The 22072-nt window shown below is 69.8% G+C and carries 20 protein-coding genes; 6 read left to right on the top strand and 14 right to left on the bottom strand.

Annotation, left to right across the window (positions count from 1 at the left end; translation table 11 throughout):
- Positions 1-30: 30 nt before the first annotated feature.
- The 6 genes from WS95_RS19170 to WS95_RS19145 all read left to right on the top strand — a co-directional run bounded on the left by WS95_RS19170 (position 31) and on the right by WS95_RS19145 (position 6028).
- Positions 31-1065 (top strand): glycosyltransferase family 4 protein, encoded by a 1035-nt coding sequence (locus WS95_RS19170; protein ID WP_034207984.1) that lies wholly within the window; start codon positions 31-33, stop codon positions 1063-1065.
- A complete protein-coding gene (locus tag WS95_RS19165; RefSeq protein WP_034207985.1) occupies positions 1062-1598 on the top strand; it encodes a diacylglycerol kinase in 537 nt (178 codons plus the stop codon). Before WS95_RS19170 ends, WS95_RS19165 begins: the two co-directional genes overlap by 4 nt.
- Before the next feature lie 190 nt (positions 1599-1788).
- Complete coding sequence (locus tag WS95_RS19160; protein ID WP_034207986.1) at positions 1789-2547, top strand: TetR/AcrR family transcriptional regulator; 759 nt, start codon at positions 1789-1791, stop codon at positions 2545-2547.
- Positions 2544-3125 carry a TIGR00730 family Rossman fold protein gene (locus tag WS95_RS19155; RefSeq protein WP_059781331.1) on the top strand — a complete coding sequence of 194 codons (582 nt, stop codon included), beginning with the start codon at positions 2544-2546 and terminating at the stop codon, positions 3123-3125. Before WS95_RS19160 ends, WS95_RS19155 begins: the two co-directional genes overlap by 4 nt.
- A gap of 22 nt (positions 3126-3147) precedes the next feature.
- Positions 3148-3909 (top strand): SDR family oxidoreductase, encoded by a 762-nt coding sequence (locus WS95_RS19150; RefSeq protein ID WP_059825065.1) that lies wholly within the window; start codon positions 3148-3150, stop codon positions 3907-3909.
- A 226-nt stretch (positions 3910-4135) separates the two neighbouring features.
- On the top strand, positions 4136-6028 hold the full coding sequence (locus tag WS95_RS19145) for an ArnT family glycosyltransferase (RefSeq protein WP_059825063.1): 1893 nt from the start codon (positions 4136-4138) through the stop codon (positions 6026-6028).
- A gap of 145 nt (positions 6029-6173) precedes the next feature.
- Here the strand turns inward: WS95_RS19145 and WS95_RS19140 are convergent, their stop codons facing one another.
- From WS95_RS19140 to WS95_RS19070, 14 genes are all read right to left on the bottom strand, one after another.
- Positions 6174-6791 carry a DUF924 family protein gene (locus WS95_RS19140; protein WP_059825061.1) on the bottom strand — a complete coding sequence of 206 codons (618 nt, stop codon included), beginning with the start codon at positions 6789-6791 and terminating at the stop codon, positions 6174-6176.
- Positions 6788-7519: an alanyl-tRNA editing protein gene (locus WS95_RS19135; protein ID WP_034207991.1), complete on the bottom strand. Its 732-nt coding sequence runs from the start codon at positions 7517-7519 to the stop codon at positions 6788-6790. Before WS95_RS19135 ends, WS95_RS19140 begins: the two co-directional genes overlap by 4 nt.
- Before the next feature lie 104 nt (positions 7520-7623).
- Positions 7624-8034 carry a group II truncated hemoglobin gene (locus tag WS95_RS19130; RefSeq protein ID WP_034207992.1) on the bottom strand — a complete coding sequence of 137 codons (411 nt, stop codon included), beginning with the start codon at positions 8032-8034 and terminating at the stop codon, positions 7624-7626.
- A gap of 42 nt (positions 8035-8076) precedes the next feature.
- Positions 8077-10692: an ABC transporter permease gene (locus tag WS95_RS19125; RefSeq protein WP_059825060.1), complete on the bottom strand. Its 2616-nt coding sequence runs from the start codon at positions 10690-10692 to the stop codon at positions 8077-8079.
- Entirely contained in the window at positions 10689-11306 is a 618-nt protein-coding gene (locus tag WS95_RS19120) for a DUF4126 domain-containing protein (protein WP_034207994.1), read from the bottom strand. The genes WS95_RS19125 and WS95_RS19120 overlap by 4 nt, the downstream gene beginning before the upstream one ends.
- Positions 11307-11505: 199 nt before the next feature.
- On the bottom strand, positions 11506-11826 hold the full coding sequence (gene sugE, locus WS95_RS19115) for a quaternary ammonium compound efflux SMR transporter SugE (RefSeq protein WP_034208737.1): 321 nt from the start codon (positions 11824-11826) through the stop codon (positions 11506-11508).
- A 153-nt stretch (positions 11827-11979) separates the two neighbouring features.
- Positions 11980-12261, bottom strand: coding sequence for a putative hemolysin (locus WS95_RS19110; RefSeq protein ID WP_059825058.1), 282 nt, complete (start codon positions 12259-12261; stop codon positions 11980-11982).
- Positions 12262-12412: 151 nt separating this feature from the next.
- The gene (gene kdpE, locus WS95_RS19105) at positions 12413-13111 is read right to left on the bottom strand and encodes a two-component system response regulator KdpE (RefSeq protein WP_034207996.1); all 699 of its coding nucleotides are present in this window, start codon (positions 13109-13111) and stop codon (positions 12413-12415) included.
- Positions 13104-15947 carry a DUF4118 domain-containing protein gene (locus WS95_RS19100; protein WP_059825056.1) on the bottom strand — a complete coding sequence of 948 codons (2844 nt, stop codon included), beginning with the start codon at positions 15945-15947 and terminating at the stop codon, positions 13104-13106. The genes kdpE and WS95_RS19100 overlap by 8 nt, the downstream gene beginning before the upstream one ends.
- Positions 15948-16098: 151 nt before the next feature.
- A complete protein-coding gene (gene kdpC / locus WS95_RS19095; RefSeq protein WP_059781314.1) occupies positions 16099-16680 on the bottom strand; it encodes a potassium-transporting ATPase subunit KdpC in 582 nt (193 codons plus the stop codon).
- Positions 16681-16719: 39 nt separating this feature from the next.
- Entirely contained in the window at positions 16720-18804 is a 2085-nt protein-coding gene (kdpB, locus tag WS95_RS19090; protein ID WP_059781312.1) for a potassium-transporting ATPase subunit KdpB, read from the bottom strand.
- 54 nt (positions 18805-18858) lie between these two features.
- Entirely contained in the window at positions 18859-20664 is a 1806-nt protein-coding gene (gene kdpA, locus WS95_RS19085) for a potassium-transporting ATPase subunit KdpA (protein ID WP_059825054.1), read from the bottom strand.
- Positions 20661-20753 carry a K(+)-transporting ATPase subunit F gene (gene kdpF, locus WS95_RS19080; protein WP_006752209.1) on the bottom strand — a complete coding sequence of 31 codons (93 nt, stop codon included), beginning with the start codon at positions 20751-20753 and terminating at the stop codon, positions 20661-20663. Before kdpF ends, kdpA begins: the two co-directional genes overlap by 4 nt.
- A 300-nt stretch (positions 20754-21053) precedes the next feature.
- Complete coding sequence (locus tag WS95_RS19070; protein ID WP_059825052.1) at positions 21054-22028, bottom strand: quinone oxidoreductase family protein; 975 nt, start codon at positions 22026-22028, stop codon at positions 21054-21056.
- Positions 22029-22072 lie beyond the last annotated feature (44 nt).

The following is a 22072-nucleotide window of genomic DNA, read 5'->3' as shown; positions in this document are numbered from 1 at the left end:
CACCCCCTTACTTACAGGACAGATGCCGCGATGAAGATCATGATCGTCACCGACGCGTGGGAACCGCAGGTCAACGGCGTCGTGCGCACGCTGAAGAGCACGTCGCGCGAACTCACGGCGCTCGGCCACCGCGTCGAACTGCTGACGCCGCTGGAATTCCGCACGGTACCGTGCCCGACCTACCCCGAGATCCGCCTGTCGATCCTGCCGTACCGCAAGCTGCGCGCGCGGATCGATGCGTTCGCGCCCGACGCGCTGCACATCGCGACCGAAGGCCCGCTCGGGTTGGCCGCCCGGCGCTATGCGCGCACCCGCAAGCTGCCGTACACGACCGCCTACCACACGCGCTTTCCGGAATACGTGCAGGCGCGCTTCGGCATTCCGCTCGCCGCGACCTACCGCTTCCTGCACTGGTTCCACGGCCCGTCGCTCGCGGTGATGGCGCCGACGCCGGTCGTCAAGCAGGATCTCGAGAAATACGGCTTCACGAACGTGGTGCTGTGGACGCGCGGCGTCGATCTCGACATCTTCCATCCGATGGAGTCGAAGGTGCTCAATACCGCGCGGCCGATCTTCCTGTACGTGGGGCGCGTCGCGATCGAGAAGAACGTCGAGGCGTTCCTGCGCCTCGATCTGCCCGGCTCGAAATGGGTCGCGGGCGAAGGCCCCGCGCTCGCGGAACTGAAGTCGCGCTACCCGGAGGCGAACTATCTCGGCGTGCTGTCGCAGGCCGAGCTCGCGAAGGTGTATGCTGCGGCCGACGTGTTCGTGTTCCCGAGTCGCACCGACACGTTCGGCCTCGTCCTGCTCGAGGCGCTCGCCTGCGGCACGCCGGTGGCCGCGTATCCCGTCACGGGCCCGATCGACGTGCTCAGCGGAGGCGACGCCGGCGCGATGCACGAGGACCTGCAGGAAGCCTGCCTCGAGGCGCTGAAGATCGAACGCACGACCGCGCGCGCGTGGGCCGAACGCTTCTCGTGGCGCGCGGCGTCCGAGCAGTTCGCGTCGCATCTGAAGCCACTGCCGAAGACCGCGTACTCGCCCGCCGAAGGTGCCGCCGTTTGAAACGAGACCTGAACGACAAGACCCCGCCCTTTAACGCAACGCCGCAACGGCACCGGCCGTTCGACGAGGAAGAGCCGCACGCCGAAACGGACGCGCATCCGCACGAGCCGCTCGGCCCGGACGATCAACTGACGCCGCTGCCGCCGAACCCGTACAAGCGCCACCGCGGCATCACGCGTGCGTGGTTCGCGCTCAAGCATTCGCTGAACGGCTTTCGCGTCGCGATCCGCGAGGAAAGCGCGTTTCGCCAGGAGCTCACGCTCGCCGCGCTGATGCTGCCGATCGGCGCGTTCGCGCCGGTGCCGGCCGCGTCGCGCGCGCTGCTGATCGCCTCGGTGCTGCTGGTGCTGATCGTCGAGCTGCTGAACTCGAGCGTCGAAGCCGCGATCGACCGCATCTCGCTCGAGCGCCACGAACTCTCGAAGCGCGCGAAGGACCTCGGCAGCGCGGCCGTGACGGTCGCGCTGTTCGCGTGCGTGACGACCTGGGGCTTCGTGCTCGGCCCGGTCGTCGCACGCTGGCTCGGCTTCTAGGGCGCCTGCCCCGCCCCCGCGTGCGGCGCTGCACCATGCGCCGCGCGGGGCCGCGATCACGAAATGCCCCGATGTGGCGAAACCCCGGTTTATAATCGTCCGCTAGACATAGAACAGCAACCCGCGCCGGACGAATCACGCAGCATCGATTGCAGCGCCCGCCAGTCCGGCATACACAGGGCCGGACGACATGGAAGCGAAACCTCCCCGCCGCACCCGCGAACGGATTCTCGAGTTGTCGTTGAAACTCTTCAACGAGATCGGCGAGCCGAACGTCACCACCACGACGATCGCCGAGGAAATGGAAATCAGTCCAGGCAACCTGTACTACCATTTCCGCAACAAGGACGACATCATCAACAGCATCTTCGCGCAGTTCGAGCAGCAGATCGAACGGCGGCTGCGCTTCCCCGAGGATCATCGTCCGACGATCGACGAAACCTGGTCGTACCTGCAGTACATGGCCGATTTCATGTGGACCTACCGGTTCCTGTATCGCGACCTCAACGACCTGCTCGCACGCAACCGCACGCTCGAGACGCACTTCAAGCAGATCATCAGCCACAAGGTGCGCTTCGCGCACGACATGTGCGAGCTGCTCGTCTCCGACGCCGAAATGGTCGCGACGCCCGCCGAGATCGAAGTCATCGCGACCAACATGGCGGTGATCTCGACATACTGGCTGTCGTATCAGTACGTGATGCATCCGCGCAAATACAACGACCAGGACGCGATCCGCGAAGAGCTGCACCAGGTGAGCATGCACGTGATCTCGATCATGGCCCCGTACCTGCGCGGCCGCTCGCGCCAGCTGTTCGACGATCTGGTCTCCGGCAAGCTGCCCAAGCGCCAGTTCTCCGACTACCTGCCGCCGCGCGACGGTTCGCCGCGCCCGGCCGGCGGGCCCGTCGCCACCGGTCAAGCCGCCGCCAAGGACGCCAAGCAATGAAGGCAGTCTGCGTTTACTGCGGCTCGTCGTCCGGCGTGCGGCCCGTCTATGCCGATGCCGCGCGCGCGTTCGGCCGCGCGCTGGTCGACGCGGGCCTCACGCTCGTGTACGGCGGCGGCCGCGTCGGCCTGATGGGTGTGATCGCCGACGAAGTGATGGCGGCAGGCGGCCGTGCGGTCGGCGTGATCCCCGAGCTGCTCGTCGACAAGGAAGTCGGCCATACGGGGCTGTCGGAACTGCACGTGGTGCCCGACATGCACCATCGCAAGAAGATGATGGCCGACCTCTCCGACGCGTTCGTCGCGATGCCCGGCGGCGCCGGCACGCTCGAGGAGCTCTTCGAGGTCTACACGTGGGCGCAGCTCGGCTATCACCGCAAGCCCGTCGCGCTCTACAACATCGATGCGTTCTACGATCCGCTGATCGCGCTGTTGCGCCATACGGTCGACGAAGGCTTCATGCGGCCGGCCTATTTCGACGCGCTGTGCGTCGAATCGGAACCCGCCGCGCTGATCGAGCGGCTGCGCCGCTACCAGCCGCCCGCCCGCGACAAGTGGGCGCCCGACGCAGCGAAGTAACCCTCACCGGAGCCCGCACGCGATGACCGCACCATCCTACCGCAAGGCCGTCCTCATCACCGGCGCGAGCCGCGGCATCGGCCGCGCGACCGCCGTGCTCGCGGCCGAGCGCGGCTGGGACGTGGGCATCAACTACGCGCGCGACGCGGCGGCGGCCGAACGGACCGCACAGGCGGTGCGCGACGCGGGCGGCCGCGCGTGCATCGTCGCGGGCGATGTCGCGAACGAGGCGGACGTCGTCGCGATGTTCGACACCGTTGCCGCCGAATTCGGGCGGCTCGACGCGCTGGTCAACAATGCCGGCATCGTCGCGCCGTCGATGCCGCTCGCCGACATGCCGGTCGACCGGCTGCGGCGGATGTTCGACACCAACGTGCTCGGCGCCTACCTGTGTGCGCGCGAAGCCGCGCGCCGGCTGTCCACCGACCGCGGCGGCCGCGGCGGCGCGATCGTCAACGTGTCGTCGATCGCGTCGCGGCTCGGCTCGCCGAACGAGTACGTCGACTACGCGGGCTCGAAAGGCGCGGTCGATTCGCTGACGATCGGCCTGGCAAAGGAACTCGGCCCGCACGGCGTGCGCGTGAACGCGGTGCGCCCCGGCCTGATCGAGACCGACATTCATGCAAGCGGCGGCCAGCCGGACCGTGCGGCCCGTCTCGGCGCGCAGACACCGCTCGGCCGCGCGGGCGAAGCGCAGGAGATCGCCGAGGCGATCGTCTGGCTGCTCGGCGATACGGCGTCCTACACGACGGGCGCCCTGCTCGACGTCGGCGGCGGCCGCTAAGCTGACGCGCGGCGCAACAATACGGCGGTCGAAACCGCGCCGTGGTCACGGCGCCACAAATCTCCACAATTCCGTGACAGTTTCAGTAAACGTCCGTAACAATTTCGTGTTCTACTAGCGGACATTCAGACAGGTGTCTTGAACACGCTGTCCGTTACCCGGATATAGCCCCTTATCGGTCCTGCCCATGTCGCCGGACCGGCTCGCTCGACCCGAGATCTTTTCCATGCCTGGAACCGCAGCGCCCAGCCGGCGACGCACGCCCGTGCCCGCCCCGGCCGCGCACACCCGCTCGACCGCCGATACCGACGTCATCGCGACGCTGGACGTCGCCGGCACGCCCGTCGCCGCCTCGATCGCCGTCACCAGCCCCCCACGCGAGCGCTCGCTGCTGTTCGGCTGGCGCGCATGGCTGTTCGTCGCCGCACTGGTGTGTGCGTACACGCTGCCCGGCGTGCTCGGGCACGATCCGTGGAAACAGGACGAAACCTACACGTTCGGCATCATCCAGCACATGCTCGAGACCGGCGACTTCGTCGTGCCGACCAATGCCGGCCTGCCGTTCATGGAAAAACCGCCGCTTTACGCGTGGGTCGCGACCAGCCTCGCGTGGCTGCTGCAGCGCGTGATGCCGCTGCACGACGCGGCGCGCCTGGCGAGCGCGCTGTTCGCCGCGCTCGCGTTCGGCTTCATCGCGCGCGCGGCCCGCGTGGCCAGTCGGGCGGACGACTGGTTCGACCTGCGCGTGCTCGGCCCGGTCGTACTGAGCGCGGGCACGCTCGTCGTCATCAAGCACGTGCACGACATGATGACGGACGTCGCGCTGTTTGCCGGCACGGCAATGGGGTTCTGCGGGCTGCTCGAACTCGTGATGCAGCACGTCGCGCGTGCGCAGCAGATGCGGCACGGGCTGCCGGCGCATCCGGCGAGCCGCTGGGCCGCGCCGATCTTCGGCGCGGGCGTCGGCGTCGCATTGATGGCGAAGGGGCTGTTCGTGCCGCTCGTGTTCGCGGCTACGCTCGTCTGCACGCTGGCGCTCTATCCGGCCTGCCGCACCCGCTCGTTCGCACGCGCGCTCGGCATTGCCGCGCTCGTGTTCGCGCCGTTCGCGCTGATCTGGCCGACCGCCCTGTTCCTGCGCTCGGAAACGCTGTTCATGACGTGGTTCTGGGACAACAACGTCGGCCGCTTCTTCGGCTTCTCCGTTCCCGAACTGGGCGCCGAAAACGACAAGCCGTTCTTCATCCTGCGCGCGTTCCTGCTCGTCGGCTTCCCGGTCGCGCCGCTCGCGATCGTCGCGCTCGCCCGCGGCGCATGGCGCGACTGGCGCGCGCCGCGCATCGCGCTGCCCGTGCTGTTCGCCGGCATCGGGCTCGCGGTGCTGCAGGTGTCCGCGACGTCGCGCCAGCTCTACATCCTGCCGTTCTTCGCGCCGCTCGCGCTGGTCGCCGCCCAGGCGATCGACCGCCTGCCGCGCCGGCTGCATCTCGCGTGGGATTACCTGAGCCGCATCCTGTTCGGCACGGTCGTCGTGCTCGCATGGGCGATCTGGGCGGTGATGGCCGATCCGGCCGCGTCGCATGCCGATCTCGCGCTGCTCGGCCGCTGGCTGCCGCTCGACTGGACGATGCCGATCCAGCCCGCGCTCGTGACCGGCGCGCTCGCGCTGACGGTCGGCTGGCTGACGCTGCTGCCGTCGCTGCGCACGACGGGCCTGTGGCGCGGCGCGCTGTCGTGGGGCGCCGGCGCGCTCGTCGCGTGGGGGCTGATCTATACGCTGCTGCTGCCGTGGCTCGACGTCGCGAAAAGCTATCGCTCGGTGTTCGACGACCTGAACGCGCATCTCGCGCTCGAATGGAACGACGGCGACTGCATGGCGAGCCTGCACGGGCTCGGCGAATCGGAAGCGCCAATGCTGTACTACTTCTCCGGCATCCAGCACACGCCGATCGACGACGCGAAGACGACGCGCTGCACGTGGATGATCGTGCAGGGCGTACGGGCCGTCGATCCGGCGCCGGGCAACGAATGGAAGCTGTTCTGGACCGGCGCCCGCCCGGGCGACAACGCGGAACTGCTGCGCGTCTACGTACGCACGCCCGAACAGCACCTGCAGTGACACGGGGCGGCGCGATGCGCCGTCCCGCCCGCCTTGACTGTCCTCTTCGGCACCGGCCGCGCGCTTTGCGCGACGCCGGCCGCCACGAACCCGCCAGCGTGCGCGGGCTCGCCGCCCGTTTCCTCGTCGCACCCAGGCCCGATCGTCAGAACGACGAGCCGGGCTCCCGCAGAAACGCCGTTTCCTCATCGGTCGACACGCGACCGAGAATCGCGTTCCGGTGCGGAAAGCGGCCGAAGCGCTCGACGACCGCCGCATGCAGCAACGCGAAGCGGTGATAGCTCTCGCACCCGGCCTCGTCGCGGATGCCCGCGCACAGGCGCACGGCCTCGCGCTGGCTCTCGACCGATTCGTCGTGCTCGAACGGCAGATACGCGAACGCACGATGATGTCCGCTCGGCAACTGCGCGTCCCAACCGGCCGCGACGACGCGACGGGCGAGCGCGAGCGCCTTCGGATCGGCGGCAAACGCGCGCGGCGTGCCGCGATGGATGTTGCGCGAGAACTGGTCGAGCACGACGATCAACGCCAGCGCCCCCTCCGGCGAACCGGCCCAGTGATCGCAGGCGCCGTCGCACGCGGCGTCGAGCAGCGCGCCGTAACGCGTGCGCAGCACGTCGTCGAACGCCGCGCCGCCGTTGAACCAGATCTTGCGTTCCTGCCCGAATTCGGCCGAGCCCGGCTCGCCGAACCAGAAATCGAGAATCTCCCGTGCCTGCGGATCGAGCGCCGCCGCGCCCGCTGTCCCGGTATCGATCGTCATGCAAACTCCAGTACGAGGCGCCGTGTGCGCGCGCTCTTCTTTTCCAGTTTCGCGACCCGCAGCCCGCCGATTTCGGACGTGTTGCGCACATGCGTGCCGCCGCACGGCTGCAGGTCGACGTTTTCGATGCGCAGCAGCCGCACGCGGCCGAGGCCCATCGGCGGCTTCACGCTCATCGTGCGCACGAGCTCGGGCCGCTCGGCCATCTCGTCGTCGGTGATCCATTCGGTCGTGACCGGATGCGCGCCGACGACGAGGCCCGCGAGGCGCCGCTCGACGTCGTCGCGGTCGATCGCGTCGGACGTCGCGAAATCGAGGCGCACGTAGTCGGCCGTCACGCTGCAGCCGTCGACCGCGTACGGCAGCACCGCGCACATCAGGTGCGCGGCCGTGTGCAGGCGCATGTGTCGGTAGCGGCGCACCCAGTCGATCGCGGCGACCACGCGCGTGCCGGGCGCAAGCGTCGCGACGCGCGCCTCCTGGCCCGGCGCGGGCACGTGCACCGCGTCGTCGGGCGTCGCGCCGTCGAACTTCGCCTTGCGCGTATCGGCAATCGCGATCGTGCTGCCGTCGGGCAGCGTCAGCGTGCCGGCGTCGCCGGCCTGGCCGCCGCCGAGCGGATAGAACACCGTGCGATCGAGCCGGATGCCATCGTCGCCGACGGCCTGGACGGTCGCCTCGCATTGCGTGAGGTACGCGTCTTCGCGAAACAGCGCTTGTGTCGTCATCGGGGGAGCCTCGTGTCGATGGGGGAAACGGCCAGTGTCGCGCCGCGCTGCACGTGCGCCCAGACGCAGATCGTCCCGCGCGCGGGCGGCGGCGTACCGGTGGATCAACCGGGCCGGTTGCGCATCCAGTCGGCCGTATCGTAGAACGAATGCATGAGCCGCTCGCGCAGCGGCTCCGGCAACCCGACGTCTTCCATCGCCCACGCCATGCAGCGCAGCCACTGGTCGCGCTCGACCGACGCGATCGGGAACGGCAGGTGCCGCGCGCGCAGCCGCGGATGGCCGAACCGGCTGATGTAGTGGTCGGGGCCGCCGAGCCAGCCGCACAGGAACCAGAACAGCTTGTCGCGCGACCCGTCGAGCGAAGGCGGATGCAGCGCGCGAATCTGCGCGAACTCGGGTTCGAGGTCCATCAGGTCGTAGAAGCGGTCCACCATGTCGCGCACGCGGGCTTCGCCGCCCACGAGCTCGAACGCCGTCGGCTGCGACGGCGCATCGTCATTCACATCGGTCATACGGATAGTCGGAAAACGGGATCTTCGGGCTACGGGCGACGCTCAGGCGTCGCGCAGCGACTGCAGCGCGGGGCGCCGCAACACATTATGCAGGCTCAGCCAGCCGGCCGCACCGGCGCAGACGACGCCGGCCGCGATGCCGGCCGGCACGAGCCACGGATCGACGGCGAGCCGGAAATCGAACACGCGCGACGCGAGCACCCAGCCGACCGCGATCGCGCCCGCCGACGCCAGCGCGCCGGCCAGCGCGCCGACCACGATGAATTCCGCGCGCTGCACCGCATTGACCTGCGCGCGCGACGCACCGAGCGCGCGCAGCAGCGCGGCCTCGCGCACGCGCTCGTCGCGCGAGCCGGCGAGCGCCGTGTACAGCACGAGCACGCCGGCCGCGAGCGTGAACGCAAACAGGAACTGCACCGCCCCGACCACCTGCAGCATCATCCGCTGCAACTGCGCGAGGATCGGCGCGACGTCGATCGCGGTCAGGTTCGGGTAGCGCGCGATCAACGGATCGAGCAGCGCGGCGTCCGATGCCGGCAGATGGAAGCTCGTCAGATAGACGGCCGGAAAATCCTTCAGCACCGGCGGCGGCATCAGCACGAAGAAGTTGACGCGGAACGAGCCCCAATCGAGCTTGCGCACGCTCGTGACGGGCGCGTCGACCGTCAGCCCCGTCACGTCGAAGCGCAGCGTGTCGCCCGGCTTCACGTTCAGCGTCTTCGCCAGGCCGGCTTCGATCGAGATCTGCGGCGTGGCCGCGGTACCGAACCAGTCGCCTTCGACGATCCGGTTGTCCGACGGCAGTTCGGTCGTGTACGACAGGTTGAATTCGCGATCGACGAGCCGGCGCGCCTCTTCGGACGGGTACGCGTCCGGATTCACCGGCTTGCCGTTGATCGCGACGAGGCGGCCGCGCACCATCGGCGCCGGTACGGCGTCGCGCACGCCGTGCGCAGCCAGATAGGCGGCGACATCGGCGCGCTGGTCGGGCTGGATGTCGATCAGGAACTGGTTCGGCGCGTCGGGCGGCGTCGACTGCCGCCAGCCCGCCACGAGGTCGTTGCGCGTGATCGCGATCAGCAGCAGGCACATCAGGCCGAGCGCGAGCGCAGTGATCTGCAGCGCGCTGGCCGTGCCGCGCCGATGCAGCGACGCCAGCGCGTAGCGCCAGCCGACGCCCGCGGCCACGCGCGCATCGCGCACCGCGCGCGCGGCGGCGAACAGCACGAGCCGGACGATCAGCGCGAACCCGACCAGCGCGCCGGCAAAGCCGCCCGCGACGATGAGACCGAGCTTCAGGTTGCCGGCGGCCGCGATCAGCAGCCCCGCGAACAGCACGACACCGATCGCATACGCGGCCCACGCGGTGCGCGACGCGTCGCCCCACTCGCGCCGCAACACGCGCACCGGCGGCACGCGCGTGAGCGGCACGAGCGGCGGCAGCGCGAAACCGAGCAGCAGCACGAGCGCCGCGCCCATGCCGATCAGCGCCGGCCACAGCGTCGGCGGCGGCAGCACGACGTCGATCAGGCTGCCGAGCGCGGCCAGCAACGCCCAGTGGCCGCCGTAGCCGAGCACCGCGCCCGCGGCGCCCGACACGATGCCGACGCCGGCGAATTCGAGCGCGAACAGCGCGCCGAGCGTGCGGCGGCTCACGCCGAGGCAGCGCATCGTCGCACAGCCGTCGAGATGGCGCCGCATGTAGCGCTGCGCGGCCATCGCAATCGCGACCGCCGCGAGCAGCGCGGTCAGCAAGGCGACGAGCGTCAGGAAATGGCGCGCGCGATCCAGTGTCTGCCGCACCTGCGGCTGCCCTTCCTGCAACGACTCGAGCCCGACGCCGCGCAGCTTCCCGCCGTCGACGCGCGCGTGTGCATACGCTTCGAAGCGCGCGACGGCCGGTGCGTCGCCCGCGACCAGCAGCCGGTACGTGACGCGGCTGCCGTAGCCCGTGAGCCCGGTCGCGGCGAGCTCGTCCGCGCGCATCATCAGCCGCGGGGAAAAATTGACGAACGAAAAGCCGCGATCGAGTTCGCGGGCAATCGCGGCGGCGACCGTAAACGTGCGCAGCCCGACGCGCACCGTATCGCCCGCCTTGAGGTGCAGCGCATCGAGCAGCGCCGGGTCGGCCCACACGGTGCCGGGCGCGGGAATCGCGGTCGCCTTTTGCGCGACGGTCGCGCCGGCCGGCAGGATCTCGACCGCGCCGCGCAGCGGATAGCCGGGCGACACGGCCTTCACGGCCGCGAGGCGCGACGGCGCCGCGTCGGCGGCCTGCCCGCCCGCGGCGGACGCGATCATGCTCGGGAAGATGGCCGTCGTCGCGGTACGCAGACCGAGCGCGCGAGCCTGCCGGTCGAACGATGGATCGACGGGGCGATCGGCGCGCACGACGAAATCGGCGCCGAGCATCTGGCGCGCGTCGCGCTCGAGCCCCTGGCGCAGCCGATCGGCGAGAAAGCCGACGCTCGTCAGCGCCGCGACCGCGAGCACCAGCGCGAGGACCAGCAGCGTCAACTCACCCGCGCGCCAGTCGCGCGCGGTCATCCGGGCGGCCTGGTGGATCAGGTCGCGCAGGCCGAAGCGGCCCGCATGCGCGCGCCCGTCATGGCCGGGTTGCCCGGCCGGCGGCTGCACCGCGTGTTGCGGCCCCTTCAATCGCGTTTTCCTCCGATCGAGTTGAGCCGCGACACCATGTGGTTCGCCATCCCGCGAAAACCGCCCGACACGCCGCGCCACAGGCGCGGCAGCGCCCATGCCGACGCCGCGACGAACGCGGCGAGCAGCACGAGAAATGCGAGCGGAACGAAGAACGCGAGGACCAGCCCGCCGACCACGAGACCGTCCTCGGTCGATGACGCGACCCAGTTCGAAATCGGTTCGGGAGACAGGTTGATCAGCGCGCGCGTGCCGGCCTTCGCCACGTGCGCGGCGCCGGCAAGCGAGCCGCCGGCGAGCCCCGCGACCGCCAGCATGGTCGGATCGGCATGGCCGAGCGCGCCGGCCGCGAGCACGGCGCCGGCCGGAATGCGGATGAAGGTGTGCACGGCATCCCACAGCGAGTCGAATGCGGGGATCTTGTCGGCAAGGAATTCGGTCACGGCGAGCACGGCCGCGGCGCCGATGACCCACGGCGACGTCAGCACGGCCAGCGTGTCGGGCAGGTGGAGCCAGCCGAACCGCGCCAGCACGCCGGCGATCAGCACCGTCAGGTACAGGCGCAGGCCGCTCGCCCACGCGAGTCCCGCGCCGAGCGAAATGGCTTCGATCATGGCCCTCTCCTTGCACTTTCCGTGCGTTTTGCCGATTGATCGGATCGGGTCGGACAGACCGGCCGCGCGGCGCGTGGCGACCGGCACCGCGTGCCGCGAGCAGCACGGCGGTATTCAGGCCCGAATGCGTTCCATTATAGACAGGCCGGGCGACCGACCGGCGCAATTCCGCGGCGGCGCGGCGCCCGGCAGGCCGTCGTCAGGCGGCCGACGACAGTTTCAGGCCGACCAACCCCGCGACGATCAGCGCCGCACTCGCGACGCGCGCGACGGTCAGCGCCTCGCCCATCATCACGATCCCGAACACGAACGCGCCGACCGCGCCGATGCCCGTCCACACCGCGTATGCGGTGCCGAGCGGCAACTGGCGCATCGCGACCGCGAGCAGCCCGAAGCTGGCCAGTGCCGTCACGATCGTAAACAGCGACGGACCGAGCTTCGTGAAGCCGTCCGACGATTTCAAGCCGGCCGCCCAGGCCACTTCCAGCAAACCGGCGATCAACAACCATACCCACGCCATCTCGACGTACTCCATATCGGATGGGGCCGTCCCCGTTGAAGCGAATGACCCGGGGTCGTCCCCGGGCGGCGCCGAGTATAACAAGAGGCTTACGGACCTGCCGGCTGTGGGCCGCCGCGGCGGCCGATGCGGGGCGCGACCGGCCGGACGCGGTCAGTTCGCCACGCGCTTGGGCGCGACGCCGCCGACGCAGCGGTCGTCGCGGTACAGCGCCCACTCCTCGCACACGCGGCCATCCTTGAACACGCACATGCCGACCTGCCCGCGTGGCAGGCTGCGGATCACGTGGCGACCGCCGAGCTTCTCGCAGTTGACCGACGCGGGATTGGCCAGCGCCACCTGCGCGGGCGGCTGCTGCCCGGGCGGCAGCGGCTGGGCGAACGCGCCGGGCGCAGCCAGCGCCAGCGCACAGCTGACGACCAGACGGACGGACATTGCACGCTCCTCGTTTTCGTTCGGGGAACGGTCAGGATAGCGGGGATTGCGCAGCCGGTGTGCAAGGGCGGCCGCGGTCGCGAAACTGTCGCGCCGGCACAACCGTGCCGGTGCGCGGCTCCCGGCCGCATGCCCCGCCGCGCACCGCCCGTCACACCGCGCCGACGAGCCGATAGCCGACGCCCGTCTCGGTGACGATGTGCTCGGGCTGCGCGGGATCGGCCTCGAGCTTCTGGCGCAGGTGCGCCATGTAGATGCGCAGGTAATGATGGCTCTCGACATGCGACGGCCCCCACACGTCGCGCAGCAGCTGGCGGTGCGTGAGCACGCGCCCCGCGTGACGCACGAGCGTCGCGAGCAGCCGGTACTCGAGCGGCGTCAGGTGCACGATCGCGTCGTCGCGCCACACCTGGCGCAGCGCGAGATCGACGGTCACGGCGCCGAAGGTCACCTTCGGCGACTCGTTCGCGCCGCCCTGGTTGCGCCGGCGCAGTTGCGCGCGCATCCGCGCGCGCAGTTCGGACACGCCGAACGGCTTGGTCAGGTAGTCGTCGGCGCCCGCGTCGAGCGCCGCGACCTTCTCCTCCTCCTGCGTGCGGGCGGACAGCACGATCACCGGCACCTCGGACCAGCCGCGCAGCTCGCGGATCACGTCGAGGCCGTCGGTGTCGGGCAGGCCGAGGTCGACGATCACGAGGTCGGGCTTGCGCGTCGCCGCGTCGATCAGCCCCTGCTTGCCCGTCTCGGCCTCGAACACCGCGATGTCCTCCTCTTCGAGCGCGGCGCGCACGAAGCGGCGGATCTGCTTTTCGTCCTCGATCAGGACGACGGTCAGGCTGGGTTCACTCATGGTCTGGCAATGGCTCGGATGGGGGCGATGCGCCCGGCAGGTCGGTTTCGTCGTCGGGCACGGCCGGCGCGGCCGGCGGCGTGTCGACCGGCAGCGTGAACCAGAAGCGCGCGCCCGTCACGCGGCCGTCGGGCGCGGTGCGGTTGAGCGCGCCGATTTTACCGCCGTGCGCCTCGACGATCGCGCGGCAGATCGCGAGCCCGAGCCCGATGCCGGGCGTCGCCGACTCCTTCTCGCCGCGCGTGAACTTGTCGAAGATCCGCGTCTCCATGCCGGCCGGCAAGCCGGGGCCGTGATCGTCGACGTGCACGCGCACGAACGGGGTCCCGTCGTCGGTCACGCGCTCAGCGCCGATGTCGAGCGACGTATCGGGCGGCGTGTACTTCGCCGCGTTCTCGAACAGGTTGGTGAACAGCCGCTCCATCAGCACCGCGTCCATCTGCAGCAACGGCAGGTCGGCCGGCAGCGCGACGCGCACGGGATGACGCGCGAGCACCCGCCGGCAGGCGGCGAGCGCGGCGCCGACGGTTTCCTCGAGCAGCGACCACTGGCGCTTGAGCTGCAGGCTGCCGCCCTGCAGCCGCGCCATGTCGAGCAGGTTCGTGACGATGCCGGTCATGCGCAGCGCCTCGTCGTGAATCGCGTCGACGAGTTCGCCCTCGCGCTGCGCGAGCCGCGCGGCGGCCGCGGCGTCGCCCGCGTCGGCAGCCGCGCGCCCGTTCGCGAGCATCGACGAGAAGCCGACGATCGTCGTGAGCGGCGTGCGCAGGTCGTGCGAGATCGCCGACAGCAGCGAGTTGCGCAACCGCTCGGACTCCATGTTGACGAGCGCGTCGCGCGCGATCTCGACGTAATGCACGCGCTCGAGCGCGAGCGCGATTTGCGCGGCGAATGCGTCGAGCATCCGCTGCTGCTCGGGCACCTCGAGTTCGCGCGGCTCGCGCGATGCGACCGCGAGCACGCCGCGCGTGCGCATCGGCGCTTTCAGCGGCAGGTACAGCGCGGCCGTCGCCGGCAGCGTATCGGTGCCGCGCCCGGCCGGCTTCTGCTGGTCGTACACCCACTGGCCGACGTCGCGGTCGAGCGCCGCGCCCGTCAGCGTGACGGCCGCATCGGGCTCCTCGATCTTCTGCCGTACCTGGTCCGCGCTGTCGGGCAGCAGGAACGCGACGCGGGCGCGGAACACCTCGCCCACGTGGCGGCTGCCGATCTCGACGATCTGCTCGGTCGTCAGCGCCGCGCCCAGCTCGCGCGCCATCGCGTAGATCGCGCCGGTGCGGCGCTCGCGGCGCTGCGCGACGCTCGCCTGGCGCGTGAGCGTCGACGTCAGGTGGCTGATCACGAGCGACGTCAGCAGCATCCCGAAGAAGGTCAGCAGGTATTGCGTGTCGCTGACCGAGAACGACATGCGCGGCGGCACGAAGAAGAAATCGAACGCGGCCACCGACAGGAACGACTGCAGCACGCCCGGGCCGCGCCCGAGCCGCACGGCCGAAAACACCACGCCGAGCAGGTACAGCATCACGAGATTCGTGAGGTCCAGCCGCCCGGATACGACGCTCGCGACGACGGTGATCGCCGCACAGATCGCGGCCGCATACGCGTAATGGCGCGGCGGCGAACGATGCGTGCCGAACTGCGCGAACGCATCGCGCCAGTCGCGCGCCCGCGCGTCGAGCGGCGCGGCGCGCGCCTCGTCGCTCGCGGACGCGCGAATCAGCATCAGGTCGACGTCGCCCGCGCGTTCCGCCAGTTGCTCGCCGAACGGCCGCGCGAAGCGGCGCGCGAGCCCGACCTTCGGCGAGCCGCCCGCGACCAGCTTCGATACGTTGCGCACCTTCGCATAGCCGATCAGCGCGGCGACCGCGTCGGCGCCGGCGAGCGTGGCCGTCTCCGCGCCGAGCTCGGCCGCGAGCTTCAGCGCGTCGAGCGTGCGCTGCCGCCGCGCGTCGGGCAGCCGCTGCAGGCGCGGCGTCTCGACGTACACGGCGATCCAGTCGGCCTTCAGGCTCGCGGCCAGGCGCGCCGCCGCGCGCACGAGCGTCGGCGCTTCGGCGCCCGGGCCGACGCACACGAGCAGCCGCTCGCGCGCCTGCCAGATGCGCTGGATCGACCGGTCGGCGCGGTATTCGCGCATCTGCGCGTCGACGCGATCGGCCGTGCGCCGCAGCGCCAGCTCGCGCAGCGCGATCAGGTTGCCCTTGCGGAAGAAGTTGCGCACCGCGCGCTCGGCCTGCTGCGCGAGATAGACCTTGCCGTCGCGCATGCGCTCGAGCAACTCCTCGGCCGGCAGGTCGACGAGCGTGACTTCGTCGGCCGCGTCGAACACGCGATCGGGCACGGTCTCCCACACGCGGATGCCGGTGATCGCGCCGACCACGTCGTTCAGGCTCTCGAGGTGCTGGACGTTGACGGTCGTATACACGTCGATGCCCGCGTCGAGCAGCTCGTAGACGTCCTGCCAGCGCTTCAGGTGCCGTGCGCCCTGCACGTTCGAATGCGCGAGCTCGTCGACGAGGATCAGTTGCGGCGCACGCGCGAGCGCGCCGTCCAGATCGAATTCGGCGAGCGTGCGGCCGCGATAGTCGAGGCGCGCGGGCGGCAGCACGTCGAGGCCGTCGAGCAGCGCGGCGGTCTCGCCGCGGCCGTGGGTCTCGACGATGCCGACGACGACGTCGACGCCTTCCTGGCGGCGCTGCCGCGCGGCCTGCAGCATCGCGTAGGTCTTGCCGACGCCGGCGGACGCGCCGAAGAAGATCTTGAGCTGGCCGCGCCGCTGCTTTTCTTCGTCTCGCTGCAGCTTGTCGAGAAGTTGGTCTGGATCGGGACGGTTCATGCGTGAGGAAGGCGGAGCGCCCGGATGCGCGCGGGTATGAGCATTGTGGTTCCAAATCGCCGCAAAAGGCAAAGACGGCGCGCGCGCCGTCGGGAAAAGCGCATCCGGCGCGGTTCGGGCGCGCCGGATGCCGGTCGGTACGCGCGATCGGTCAGTGCGCAGCCTGCGCCGCGTCGAGCGCCAGGTTCAGCTTCAGCACGTTCACGCGCGGCTCGCCGAGCACGCCGAACTGGCGGCCCGTCGTGTTCGCGGCAACGAGTTGCGCGACCGCGTCCGGCGCCATGTTGCGGACCTTCGCGACGCGCTCGACCTGGTACGCGGCGGCGGCCGGCGTGATCTCCGGATCGAGGCCGCTCGCCGACGCCGTCACGAGATCGACCGGCACCGGCTTCGACAGGTCGGTGCCGGCGTCGCGCAGCGCGGCGAGGCGCGCCTTCACCTGGTCGGCGAGCGACGGGTTCAGCGGGCCGAGGTTCGAGCCGCCGGAGCCGGCCGCGTTGTACGGCATCGGCGCGGTGGCCGACAGCCGGCCCCAGAAATACTTCGGCGCGTCGAACGGCTGGCCGATCAGCGCGGAGCCGACGACCTTGCCGTCCTGTTCGATCAGGCTGCCGTTGGCCTGCGACGGGAACACGGCCTGACCGAACACGGTCATCGCGGCCGGGTAAGCGAGCCCCGTCACGGCGGTCAGGATGACGAACAGTACGACGAGCGGGCGAATCAACGATTTCATGATGGTTCCTTCAGGTGCGGCCGGCTAGGTGCGGCCGGCTCAGGCCCAGCCGAGCGCGGCGAGCGTCATGTCGATCAGCTTGATGAACGGGAACGGCAGCAGCACGCCGCCGAGCCCGTAGACCAGCAGGTTGCGGCGCAGCAGCGACGCGGCGCCGAGCGGCCGGTAGGTCACGCCTTTCAGCGCGAGCGGAATCAGCGCGACGATGATCAATGCGTTGAAGATCACCGCCGACAGGATCGCGGACGCCGGCGAGCTCAGGTGCATGATGTCGAGCACGCGCAATTGCGGGTACGTCGTCACGAACGCGGCCGGAATGATCGCGAAGTACTTCGCGATGTCGTTCGCGATCGAGAACGTGGTCAGCGACCCGCGCGTCATCAGCATCTGCTTGCCGATCTCGACGATCTCGATCAGCTTCGTCGGGTTCGAGTCGAGGTCGACCATGTTGCCGGCTTCCTTCGCCGCCTGCGTGCCGGTGTTCATCGCGACGGCGACGTCCGCCTGCGCGAGCGCCGGCGCGTCGTTGGTGCCGTCGCCCGTCATCGCGACGAGGCGCCCGGCCGCCTGGTGCTCGCGAATCGTCGCGAGCTTGGTTTCCGGCGTCGCTTCCGCGAGGAAATCGTCGACGCCCGCTTCCGCCGCGATCGCCGCGGCCGTCAGCCGGTTGTCGCCCGTCACCATCACGGTCTTGATGCCCATCTTGCGCAGCTCCGCGAAGCGCTCCTTGATGCCGCCCTTCACGATGTCCTTCAGCTCGATCACGCCGAGCACGCGCGCCGCCCCTTCCTGCAGGTCGGCCACGACGAGCGGCGTGCTGCCGCGGCGCGCGACGTCGTCCACCGCGCGGCGCACGTCTTCCGGAAAGCGGCTGCCGTGCGTCTCGACGTAGCGGCGAATCGCATCGGCCGCGCCCTTGCGGATTTCGCGGCCCGGCAGATCGACGCCGCTCATCCGCGTCTGCGCGGAAAAGCCGAGGAACGTCGCGTGCAGTTGCGCCATGTCGCGCTGGCGAATGTCGAAGCGCGCCTTCGCGAGCACGACGATGCTGCGGCCTTCCGGCGTTTCGTCGGCGAGCGACGACAGTTGGGCGGCATCGGCCAGCGCTTCCTCGGTCACGCCGGGCGCCGGCACGAACGTCGACGCCTGGCGGTTGCCGAGCGTGATCGTGCCGGTCTTGTCGAGCAGCAGCACGTCGACGTCGCCGGCCGCCTCCACCGCGCGCCCCGACGTCGCGATCACGTTCGCCTGCATCATCCGGCTCATCCCGGCCACGCCGATCGCGGACAGCAGACCGCCGATCGTCGTCGGGATCAGGCACACGAGCAGCGCGACGAGCGCGGTGATCGTCACCACGTGGCCGGCCTTCATCGCCTCGACCGAGAACATCGAGAACGGCAGCAGCGTCGCGGTCGCGAGCAGCATCACGATCGTCAGCGCGACGAGCAGGATCGTCAGCGCGACTTCGTTCGGCGTCTTCTTGCGCTTCGCGCCTTCGACCATCGCGATCATCCGGTCGAGGAACGCCTCGCCCGGATTCGCGGTGACCTTGACGACGATCCAGTCCGACAGCACGCGCGTGCCGCCCGTCACCGACGAGAAGTCGCCGCCCGATTCGCGGATCACCGGCGCGGATTCGCCGGTGATCGCCGATTCGTCGACCGACGCGACGCCGTCGAGCACCTCGCCGTCGGCCGGGATCACGTCGCCGGTCTCGACGAGCACGACGTCGCCTTTACGCAGGTCGGACGCGGTCGTGATGCGGATCGGCGACTTCGGATGCGGCTCGTTGAGCTTCTTCGCCATCACGTCCTTCTTCGCGCTGCGCAGCGACGCGGCCTGCGCCTTCGAACGCCCTTCCGCGAGCGCTTCGGCGAAGTTCGCGAACAGCACCGTGAACCATAGCCACAGCGCGACCGCGAGGATGAAGCCCGCGGGCGCCTCGGCCTGGCCGGCGAGCGCCGCGATCCACAGGATCGTGGTCAGGATGCTGCCGACGTACACGCAGAACATCACCGGGTTGCGCAACTGCGTGCGCGGCGTGAGTTTCTTGAACGAATCCACGATCGCCGGGCGCAGCAGCGCCGGATCGAACATGGACCGTGTTGCGGAATGTTGAGTCATTGCGATCTCTTCAAGCTCTTCAGTCTTTTCAATGTGTCGCCATGCGGGCACGCGTCACGCGCCCAGCCACATCATCAGGTGCTCGACGCCCGGGCCCAGCGCGAGCGCCGGCACGTAGGTCAGCGCCCCCACCAGCAGCACGGTGCCGAGCAGCAGCACGACGAACAGCGGGCCGTGGGTCGGCAGCGTGCCGCTCGTCGCCGCGATGCGTTTCTTCGCGGCGAGCGAGCCGGCGATCGCCAGCACCGGCACGATCGTGCCGAAGCGGCCGAACCACATCGCGATCGCGGTCATCCAGTTGTAGAACGGCGTGCCGACCGTCAGGCCCGCGAACGCGCTGCCGTTGTTGTTCGCGGCCGAGCTGAACGCATAGAGGATTTCCGAGAAGCCGTGCGGGCCGGGGTTCGCGATGCCGGCCTTGCCCGCGTCCGCCAACACCGCGATCGACGTACCGACCAGCACGAGCAGCGGCGTGAGCAGCACGACGATCGACACCATCTTCATCTCGTACGACTCGATCTTCTTGCCCACGTATTCCGGCGTGCGGCCGATCATCAGGCCGGCGACGAACACCGCGAGCAGCGCGAACACGAGCATCCCGTAGAGGCCGGAGCCGACCCCGCCGTAGATCACCTCGCCCAGCTGCATCAGCAGCATCGGCACGAGGCCGCCGACCGGCGTCAGCGAATCGTGCATCGCGTCGACCGCGCCGCACGACGCGGCCGTCGTCGCGACCGTGAAGATGCCGGTCTGCGCGATCCCGAAGCGCGTTTCCTTGCCTTCCATGTTGCCGCCCGGCTGCAGCGCGCTCGCCGACTGGTCGACGTGCAGCGCGACGAGCGTCGGGTTGCCGGCCTGCTCGGCGCTCACCTCGACGCCGGTCGCGACCGCGAACGCGACCGTCATCGCCGCGAGCACCGCGATACCCTGCCGCCGGTCGCCGATCATCCGGCCGAACACGAGGCACAGCGCGGCCGGGATGATCAGGATCGCGAAGATCTGCACGAAGTTCGCGAACGGCGTCGGGTTCTCGTACGGATGCGCGGAGTTCGCGTTGAAGAAGCCGCCGCCGTTGGTGCCGAGCATCTTGATCGCTTCCTGCGACGCGACGGGGCCCATCGCGAGCGTCTGCTTCGTCAACGGCGTCGGCACCGTGACCGCGTTGCCCTTGTCGTCCTTCACCGGGTTGCCCTGCGTGTCGAGCTTCGGCGCCGCATAGGTGCTCGCCTGCAGCACCGGCACGTCCTGGTACGCCTTCAGGTTCTGCAGCACGCCCTGGCTCATCAGCAGCGCGGCGACGAGCGCGGCCATCGGCACGAGCACGTACAGCGTCACGCGCGTCAGGTCGACCCAGAAGTTGCCGATGGTCTGCGCGGTGTGGCGCGCGAAGCCGCGGATCAGCGCGATCACGACGACGATGCCGGTCGCCGCCGACAGGAAGTTCTGCACGGTCAGACCGAGCATCTGCGTCAGGTAGCTGACGGTCTGCTCGGGCGTGTAGTCCTGCCAGTTCGTGTTGGTGACGAAGCTGACGGCCGTGTTGAACGCGCCGTCGGCCGTCATCGCGCCGAACTGCTGCGGGTTGCCGGGCAGCAAGCCCTGCAGGCGCAGCAGCCCGTAGAGGAACAGCACGCCGAGCGCGTTGAACGCGATCGTCGCGACCGCGTATTGCTTCCAGTTCATCTCGGTGCCGGCGTCGACGCCCGCGACGCGGTACAGCACACGTTCGAGCGGCCCGAACACGCGCACGACGCGCGCGCTGCCGTCCATCACCGCCGTCAGATAGCGCGCGACCGGCACGGCCGCCGCCAGCAGCACGACGATGAACAGCAGCGTCTGCAACAGGTTGTTCGCGTTCATTCGATGTCCTCCGCGCGCAGCAGCGCAAAGACGAGATACGCGAACAGCAGCGCGGTGGACGCGCCCGCCAGCCAAAGCATCCAGGTCATGCTCGCCCCCCGCGACCGTATTGCACGAGCTTCTCGCAACCGGCAACCAGACCGAGGATCAGCACGGTGAAAAGCACCAGGGCGCCGATGAATACCCCATCCATTTTTGTGTTCTCCGTCGTCGAAATCAGACGACTGGAACGTTATGGGAACGCGCGTAAAGGGCGGGTCAAAGGTATCGGGGCGGATATAAAAAACGTGTAAACGCGAGGCGGGAGCAGAACTGAGGCGGGACGGGCGGCACCGCAGCGCCGCCCGCGAAGGCGCGTGCCGGCATGGCGCCGGCACGGAAAGGAACGGTCAGGGAACGAGAATCGTCGAGCCGGTGGTCTTGCGCGCTTCCAGATCCGCATGCGCGCGGCCGACTTCCGCGAGCGGATAGCGCTGGTTGATGCTCGTCTTCACCTTGCCCGACAGGATCACGTCGAACAGCTCGGCGGCCGCCGCTTCGAGATCGGCGCGCTTCGCGATGTACGAGAACAACGTCGGCCGCGTGAAGAACAGCGAGCCGCGCGACGAGAACTCCTTCGAGTCGATCGGCGGCAGCGGGCCGGACGCGTTGCCGAAGCTGACGAAGTAGCCGAGCGGCGCGAGGCTGTCGAGCGAGCCGACATAGGTGTCCTTGCCGATCGAATCGTAGACGACCGGCACGCCTGCGCCGTGGGTGATCTCCTTCACGCGCTGCGTGAAGTTTTCGCGCGTGTAGACGACCGGGTGATCGCAGCCGTGCGCCTTCGCGAGTTCGGCCTTTTCGTCGGAGCCGACCGTGCCGATCACGGTCGCGCCGAGCGCCTTCGCCCACTGGCACACGAGCAGCCCGACGCCGCCGGCCGCAGCATGGATCAGGATCGTGTCGCCGGCCTTCACCGGGTACGTGCGACGCAGCAGATAATGCGCGGTCAGCCCCTGCAGCATCACCGACGCCGCATCGTCGTAGCCGATGCCGTCGGGCAGCTTCACGAGTTTCTCGGCCGGCAGCACGCGCTCCTGCGCATACGCGCCCGGCGGCTGCGCGACGTAGGCGACACGATCGCCGACCTTCAGCGCGCTCACGCCGTCGCCGACGGCCGTCACTTCGCCGGCCGCCTCCATCCCGAGGCCCGCCGGCAGCGGCTGCGGATACAGGCCCGTGCGGAAATACACGTCGATGTAGTTGAGCCCGACCGCGTGCTGGCGGATGCGTACCTCGTCGGCCTTCGGCGCGTCGACGTCGACATCGACCCACTTCATCACGTCCGGGCCGCCCGGCTGGTCGTATCGGATTGCTTTCGGCATCGTTTTGCTCCTCGTCTGTCTGTCGGTCAGGGGAATCCGGATCG

The sequence above is a fragment of the Burkholderia sp. MSMB1826 genome, assembly GCF_001526325.1.
Taxonomy (GTDB): Bacteria; Pseudomonadota; Gammaproteobacteria; order Burkholderiales; family Burkholderiaceae; genus Burkholderia.
Note: the sequence above shows the minus strand (reverse complement) of the source record. Positions and strands in the feature narration are given on the sequence as shown.

Excerpts from the sequence above, each read along its gene's own strand:
- kdpF (WP_006752209.1), bottom strand. The coding sequence starts at position 20,753 with ATGACCTGGATGCTTTGGCTGGCGGGCGCGTCCACCGCGCTGCTGTTC.
- WS95_RS19135 (WP_034207991.1), bottom strand. The coding sequence starts at position 7,519 with ATGACGACACAAGCGCTGTTTCGCGAAGACGCGTACCTCACGCAATGC.
- kdpB (WP_059781312.1), bottom strand. The coding sequence starts at position 18,804 with ATGACTCAACATTCCGCAACACGGTCCATGTTCGATCCGGCGCTGCTG.
- WS95_RS19160 (WP_034207986.1), top strand. The coding sequence starts at position 1,789 with ATGGAAGCGAAACCTCCCCGCCGCACCCGCGAACGGATTCTCGAGTTG.
- WS95_RS19110 (WP_059825058.1), bottom strand. The coding sequence starts at position 12,261 with ATGTCCGTCCGTCTGGTCGTCAGCTGTGCGCTGGCGCTGGCTGCGCCC.
- WS95_RS19145 (WP_059825063.1), top strand. The coding sequence starts at position 4,136 with ATGCCTGGAACCGCAGCGCCCAGCCGGCGACGCACGCCCGTGCCCGCC.
- WS95_RS19130 (WP_034207992.1), bottom strand. The coding sequence starts at position 8,034 with ATGACCGATGTGAATGACGATGCGCCGTCGCAGCCGACGGCGTTCGAG.
- WS95_RS19070 (WP_059825052.1), bottom strand. The coding sequence starts at position 22,028 with ATGCCGAAAGCAATCCGATACGACCAGCCGGGCGGCCCGGACGTGATG.
- WS95_RS19155 (WP_059781331.1), top strand. The coding sequence starts at position 2,544 with ATGAAGGCAGTCTGCGTTTACTGCGGCTCGTCGTCCGGCGTGCGGCCC.
- WS95_RS19150 (WP_059825065.1), top strand. The coding sequence starts at position 3,148 with ATGACCGCACCATCCTACCGCAAGGCCGTCCTCATCACCGGCGCGAGC.
- kdpE (WP_034207996.1), bottom strand. The coding sequence starts at position 13,111 with ATGAGTGAACCCAGCCTGACCGTCGTCCTGATCGAGGACGAAAAGCAG.
- kdpA (WP_059825054.1), bottom strand. The coding sequence starts at position 20,664 with ATGAACGCGAACAACCTGTTGCAGACGCTGCTGTTCATCGTCGTGCTG.
- WS95_RS19170 (WP_034207984.1), top strand. The coding sequence starts at position 31 with ATGAAGATCATGATCGTCACCGACGCGTGGGAACCGCAGGTCAACGGC.
- WS95_RS19120 (WP_034207994.1), bottom strand. The coding sequence starts at position 11,306 with ATGATCGAAGCCATTTCGCTCGGCGCGGGACTCGCGTGGGCGAGCGGC.
- WS95_RS19140 (WP_059825061.1), bottom strand. The coding sequence starts at position 6,791 with ATGACGATCGATACCGGGACAGCGGGCGCGGCGGCGCTCGATCCGCAG.
- WS95_RS19100 (WP_059825056.1), bottom strand. The coding sequence starts at position 15,947 with ATGAACCGTCCCGATCCAGACCAACTTCTCGACAAGCTGCAGCGAGAC.
- kdpC (WP_059781314.1), bottom strand. The coding sequence starts at position 16,680 with ATGAAATCGTTGATTCGCCCGCTCGTCGTACTGTTCGTCATCCTGACC.
- sugE (WP_034208737.1), bottom strand. The coding sequence starts at position 11,826 with ATGGCGTGGGTATGGTTGTTGATCGCCGGTTTGCTGGAAGTGGCCTGG.